5 protein-coding genes are annotated in these 5677 nt (G+C 76.0%); 1 reads left to right on the forward strand and 4 read right to left on the reverse strand.

The genetic code is table 11. The features are described from left to right. The first annotated feature begins 944 nt into the window (after nucleotides 1-944). Nucleotides 945-1853 carry a hypothetical protein gene (locus ND748_RS23525; RefSeq protein ID WP_251748135.1) on the forward strand — a complete coding sequence of 303 codons (909 nt, stop codon included), beginning with the start codon at nucleotides 945-947 and terminating at the stop codon, nucleotides 1851-1853. A 299-nt stretch (nucleotides 1854-2152) separates the two neighbouring features. On the opposite strand, the gene ND748_RS23530 is transcribed toward ND748_RS23525, so the two are convergent. The 4 genes from ND748_RS23530 to ND748_RS23545 form a co-directional block, all read right to left on the reverse strand. After that, the gene (locus ND748_RS23530; protein ID WP_251748136.1) at nucleotides 2153-2593 is read right to left on the reverse strand and encodes a DUF4190 domain-containing protein; all 441 of its coding nucleotides are present in this window, start codon (nucleotides 2591-2593) and stop codon (nucleotides 2153-2155) included. A 128-nt stretch (nucleotides 2594-2721) separates the two neighbouring features. Continuing rightward, nucleotides 2722-3042 carry a ferredoxin gene (locus tag ND748_RS23535; RefSeq protein WP_251748137.1) on the reverse strand — a complete coding sequence of 107 codons (321 nt, stop codon included), beginning with the start codon at nucleotides 3040-3042 and terminating at the stop codon, nucleotides 2722-2724. Between the two features lie 150 nt (nucleotides 3043-3192). Continuing rightward, complete coding sequence (locus tag ND748_RS23540) at nucleotides 3193-4509, reverse strand: NADH-ubiquinone oxidoreductase-F iron-sulfur binding region domain-containing protein (RefSeq protein ID WP_251748138.1); 1317 nt, start codon at nucleotides 4507-4509, stop codon at nucleotides 3193-3195. 296 nt (nucleotides 4510-4805) lie between these two features. Next, the gene (locus tag ND748_RS23545) at nucleotides 4806-5579 is read right to left on the reverse strand and encodes a ferric reductase-like transmembrane domain-containing protein (protein ID WP_251748139.1); all 774 of its coding nucleotides are present in this window, start codon (nucleotides 5577-5579) and stop codon (nucleotides 4806-4808) included. Between the last annotated feature and the right edge of the window lie 98 nt (nucleotides 5580-5677).

Raw genomic sequence — 5677 nt, forward strand, 5'->3', positions numbered from 1 at the left:
CCCGTCGGCAGGGCGCCTGCTCGTATTGCGCCTGTCGGTGGGGCGCCTGCTCGCGCTGCGCCTGCCGGTAGGACGCCGGGTCCACCGCGCCCGTCGGCACGCCCCGCAGCCGCGCCGCCGCCCCCGCAACGGCCGGCACCGATCAGGCCGTCACCCCCGCCCAGCCGGCTTCCCCCTTATCCCGCGGTGCGTCTCGTGGTGCGCCGGACCGACGGTCATCCGCCGCCGAGCCGTGGCGGGGGCGCGCCGCTGCGGGTGCGGACGCGCGCCCTGACACCGGACTCGGTCGGCGGTGCGCCGCCAGATCCGTGGGTGCGGCCAGTGCCGGCGTCGCCGGCCGCGGTACGCCGGATCCTCCCCGCGACGCCGCCCGCGCCGGTGCGGCTCGTGATCGGCGGCTCCAGCGGCCCGGCACGAGTAGGACCGCCCACCCCGACGGGCGATGCGCCGGTATCGCCCCGCCTGCGCTGGTCCGTCGCGGGTGCACCCCGCGTCGTCGTCGGGGGTGCGGACGAGGGCGTGCCGGGCGGCCCCGTCGGCCCCACCGTCTGCCTGCGAACCCATGACCTCGCCCCCGTTCGCTCCGTGCGATGGACGATCGCCGCCGCGCGCCGCGACGACGGGTCCCCGGGACAAGGCGAGGCTCCGCCCCGACACGAGGCTCCGCCCCGAGACGGGGGATCTGTGCGGGCGCCGACGCGGGCATCCGCCGGGATCGGTGAAGGAGAGCGGCCGTGAGCGCGAGCCCCGGGGATCCGGACACGACCCAGCCACTGCCCGTCATCCGCGGCCCCGCGGATGCGGTGCCGCAGCCGCCCGCGCCCCGCCGGACGCCGCCCACTGGAAGTAACCCCGGTGCGCGCCCACCGGACACCGATCGACCGGCCGGACGGCCGGCACCACCGCGAGCCCCGGCCAATCGCAATGTGCCGGCCGATCGCAATGTGCCGGCGGAGCAGGGCGAGCCGGCGCAACGGCATGGCGCCGCCGGGCGGGATCAGCCAGCCGGGCAGTCGGCCGACCAGGGCGCCGCCCCAGGGCAGGCGGACCAGCAGCTCGACGACCAGGCGGCCCAGCCTGAGCCGCCGGCCGCACCCGACGGGGAGTCCGCGCCCTTTGATCTGCTCCAGGTGGGCGGGATGCTGTTCGCGGCCGGCCAGAGCGTCGGGAGGTTGGGGCGTCAGGTGGCGACCGAGCTGAGTGAGGTCACCGACTCCCTTCGAGCGGCGCAGATCCCGCCGGACGTGATCCTGCGCGTTGCCGGCGAGCTTGCCGCCGAGATCCTCCGGTTCCTGCGCATCGACCTGGTCGGTATGATCATCGACGCGTGGGCGCAGTGGCCGGTGATCCGGGAGGCGGCCCGCCGCTGCGCCGCATCCCCGCAGGCGACCGAGACGCTCATCCTGGGCTCCCACACCTCGACCGCGGAGTACGGCCGTGAGGCCGACATCCTCGCCGGCGAGCTGTTGCTGACGAGGACGAGGATCCGGCTGATCGTCGAGTTCACGCTGACGGAAGTGAGTATCGCCCTGCGCGCGGGCCGCCTGACGAGGGCGCACCCCGGGGCCGGTCGGGTCAGCCTCACGCTGCTCGTCGCGGACCGCACGATCCGGCAGGTCGAACGCGACCTCCCGCTGCCCGCCTCGATCCCGCTCGGCGACGGGATACCGATCGTCCGCCTCTCCCGGACCACCGAGCCTGACGCCGGCCGCGGTGACGACGCCGCGGGACGCGACGACGCGGACCCGGATCGGTCGGCGCCAGCGGGTCCTCGCCTCGATCCGGACGGCCTGCCCGGCGACCGCACCGACGACGGCCCGGACAGGCCAGGCGGGCGTGACGTCGGCACCTGAGGCTGCGGTTGCCGCTGGCCGTCCGCGCTTGCGCTGATCGGATGGTCCGTGGCCTGCTCCCAGGCGACCACCGGCCGGGTGGCGAGGGGACGGTCGACGGCGACCGCAAGCACCCGGTCGTCCCGGGTCAGCACCGGCCCGCCGGTGATCAGCGGGTCGCGGACCGGCAGGGTGCTGAACCTGGCCGGTGACCAGCCCGGGATGGCCGCGTTCATCGAACGAACAGGGCCCCGCTGCCGAGTGCTGCAGGGCCCTGCTCCGGCGGTCCGGTGCTGCCCCGGACGGCCGCGGCGTTCGGGTCAGGAATTGTAGATCAGGATGCTGAGGACCCAGCCGACGATCGTGGCGGCGATGGCGACGAAGGTCGCGAGCCGGCCCCGCGGGCTGCCCTTGCCCCAGGCCACGGCGCCGCAGGCGATGGCGGCGAAGCCGACGAACGGCACGAACAGCGCCACCGCCGAGAAAACGAAGGCGAGAATCCACAGCGCGCGTGTCCCCGACGATTCCGGGCGCGGCCCGACGGGCTGCGGCTGGTAGCCGTACTGCATCTGCGACTGGCTATTGTCTGGGTACGGAAGATAGCCGGTCTGGTCGTTTTCCCGGGTGCCGTAGCCGCCGTACTGAGGCGAGTTCTGGGGCGGGTACGGCTCGCGGTAGGGCTGGCCGTAGGGCCGGTCGGTCGGCGGGTTGGCGGGAATCTGCTCGGTACCGGCATCGTGCACCGTGTTGGGCCTCGTCATGGGAACTCCTCTTCTCCTTCGGTTGTCGGCCGGTACTGTCGTGACGTTGCTGTACCCCACATTCCCGTTCTCTCACACGGAGATTCCCGAGAAATATCCTTGGCTCGACGGCGCGCTCGGTCGTGCGCTCACCCGTCGGGTAGCAGGCGCAGGGCGAGGCGGGGGCAGGCGTCGACGGCTCGCCGGGCATGGCTGGCGAGCGGCGCGGGGATCGTGATGTTCCGGGTGGTCTGGGCGCTGGCGGCGCGGGCCAGCGGGTAGCCGGCGGGATCGCGGGCGAGCAGCTCTGGGAGCAGCTCGGCGCACCAGCCGCGGGCGTCGCAGGCCGTCCAGTCGATCCACAGCCGAGCCGGGCGGACCGCGGGTCCGCCGCCGCCCGCCGTGGAGTCCGGGTGACCGTCCGGGGCGTCGTCCGGGGCGGTCCGCCGCCGTTGCGATAGGCCGGGCATGATGTCTCCTCCTGCGCCTGGGTGCCTCTGCGTGCGCGCCGAGTCGGCGGGTCGGGCCGTGCCGGCGGCTCTGGTTGTGCCGGCGGCTCTGGTTGTGCCGGCGGGTCGGAAGTGGTGCGGCGGCGGTCGACGTCGCGGGTCGGTCGCCGGTCAGCCCGGGTGGGTCGAGCCGATGCAGTGGCCCTGGGCGTGGGCGCGGATGTCGGCGGCGAACGTGCGCAGAGCGCTGTGCACGAGGCGGGCGACGCCGTCGGGATGGTGGCAGGCGCCGCGGCCCGCGACCAGGGCGGCCAGGCGTAATGCCCGGCTTGCCGACTGGGCGGGGTTCTCCCCGTCCGGCGCCGTGTTCCGGCCGGCGACCCCGGCCATGCCGGCGACCGCTCGGGCGAGCTGCGGCAGCCCGCTGACGCACGGCCCGCACTGGCCGGCGTTCTGCCCGGCCAGGTAGGCAACGATGCGGGCGGTCTCGGCCAGTCCGCAGGCGCCGGCGGGCAGCACCGAGACGAGCCCCGGTCCCGGCTCGGCGCCCCACGGCGCCAGCCCCTCCCGCGACATCGCCACCCCCGGCCCCACGTCGGCGGGCAGCCAGGTGCCGGCGTAGCCGCCGAGCCGCAGGGCGCCGACCGGTTCGGTGGCACCGCCGCGCAAGGCGACAAGCTCACCGAGGGGGGTTCCGTACGGCACCTCGACAACCCCCGGCGCGGCCACGGCACCCGTCACCGTGACCAGGAGCGTGCCGGGCTCGTCGGCGGTCCCGACGCAGCGGAACCAGGCGGCGCCCCAACGCGCGATCATCGCCAGGTGGGCGAGGGTCTCGACGTTGTGCACCAGCGTCGGCCGTCCGTGCAGGCCGTCGTCGGCCAGCGGCCGCCAGTGCGCGCGGGGCCGCGCTGGCGCGCCTTCGAGGGCGGCGACGACCGCGGACGCCTCCCCGGCGAGAAACGTCGCCGGTGCCTCGCGGACCTCGATCCGGCAGCGGTCCCAGCCAGCAGCCCGCCGTTCGACCACCGCCCGCCGGACGACTTCCGCCGCCGCCCCCGGCTTCACCTGGACGTAGGCCTCGCCGGCGCCGACCGCCTCGGCGGCGAGCTGGAGCCCGTCGAGGACGAGATGCGGCGCCGCGGCGAGCAGGGTGGCGTCCTTGGTGCTTTCGGGCTCGCCTTCCGCGGCGTTGGCGACGACGACGGGGGTGCCGGCCCGCCGGGTGCCACTCGGTGCCACCCGGCGGCGGCCGCCGGGACGTCCGGTGTGCGGGTGCGCGGCCGCGACGACGGCCGACAGCTTGCGCCAGGTCGGGAACGCCGCCCCGCCCCGCCCGGTCAGGCCCGAGTCGCGGATCTCCGCCAGCAGGGGCCCACCCGGACCACGCCACGGCACCGGCCCGCATCGCCGGTAGTGGCTGGCGAGATCGGCCGCGGCCACCGCCAGCACACGCTGGGTGCCTGCGTCAGCCCCGACGGTCGTCACCGCATGGCCCGTTCCGGTGATCCCTGGTCCGGTGGGGGGAGGCGCGCCGATGCGGATCTGGCGGACGCCGGCTGGCCAGGGTTCGCGGCCGGGACCTTGGCGGCCGGGGCGTTCGTGGCCGGGGCCTTGGTGGTCGGGGCCTTGGTGGTCGGGGCGTTCGTGGTCGGCCGGGCCGGTGTCGACCGGCGAGGCGGGTCCCGGGGGCGCGGCAGGCTCCCGGGGTGCGGCGGCCGGAGCCAGACGCGGGGGCGGGACCGGTGCGGTGACGGTGGGCGGAGAGTCAGCATGCTCGACGGTCATCGTGTGTCCGATCGCTCGGCGGCGGCCTCGGGGCAGGCGAGGGTGCTGGGGCGGCCCGTGGCACCGGGGCGGCCCGCGGCACCGGGGATGGTCTGGACGAGCGGTGTCACCGTGGCAGCAGGCCGGATGGCCCGTTCGGGACGGTCGCCCCCCGTCGGGATGGTGCGCATCGCCCGGACGGGGGAGTCGTTCACCCTGACGGGCAGCGGCGGGGGTGACGCTAAGCCCGCCGGTTGGCGGCCCGCGGCGAACCCGACCGACAGCCGCCAGGTCACCGCACCGGCGATGGCGAGCGCGCAGCTGACAGCCACCGCCCGCAGCCACGTGGTGCTCGTGTCGCTGCCCGCGCCGAGTGCGTGCGTGAATGCCACCGGCCAGGCGGCGTAGGCGGCCCAGTGCACCGCCCGCCAGGCCCGGGCGCCGAGATGGCGGCGCAGCAGGCTGGTCAGCACGATCGCCGCCAGCAGGTCGAGCGCCACCGTGCCGAGGCCCACCCACAGCGGGCGGTATCCGGCCCCGAAGGGGATGACGATGTCGGGCAGGGTGAGCTGCGCGTACGGGTCGAGGGACAGCGTCACGACATGCAGGGCGACGAAGCCGACGGCGAGCAGGGACGCGCTGCGGTGCACCGCGGCCACCGCGAAGCCGGGCAGACCCGCCAGGCCCCGGCCCGATCGGGCCAGCACACCGAGGCCGACCGTGAGCGTGAGCAGCAGCAGCGCGACGGTGCCGCTGCCGCGGGCGACGTACCACAGCGTGTCGGTGCTCATTCGGTGTCCCCGGGGGCGGGGGCGGCTGCGTCCGGGTAGGGCCAGCCGGCCACGGTGACGACCGCGCCGTCCGCGCCGACCAGCCGCGCGGCCACCCT

The sequence above is a fragment of the Frankia sp. AiPs1 genome (assembly GCF_023716945.1).
Classification (GTDB): Bacteria; Actinomycetota; Actinomycetes; order Frankiales; family Frankiaceae; genus Frankia.

What these genes read in the sequence shown, in the direction of transcription:
- ND748_RS23535 (WP_251748137.1), bottom strand. Translation starts at nt 3,042, where the DNA reads ATGCCCGGCCTATCGCAACGGCGGCGGACCGCCCCGGACGACGCCCCG.
- ND748_RS23530 (WP_251748136.1), bottom strand. Translation starts at nt 2,593, where the DNA reads ATGACGAGGCCCAACACGGTGCACGATGCCGGTACCGAGCAGATTCCC.
- ND748_RS23545 (WP_251748139.1), bottom strand. Translation starts at nt 5,579, where the DNA reads ATGAGCACCGACACGCTGTGGTACGTCGCCCGCGGCAGCGGCACCGTC.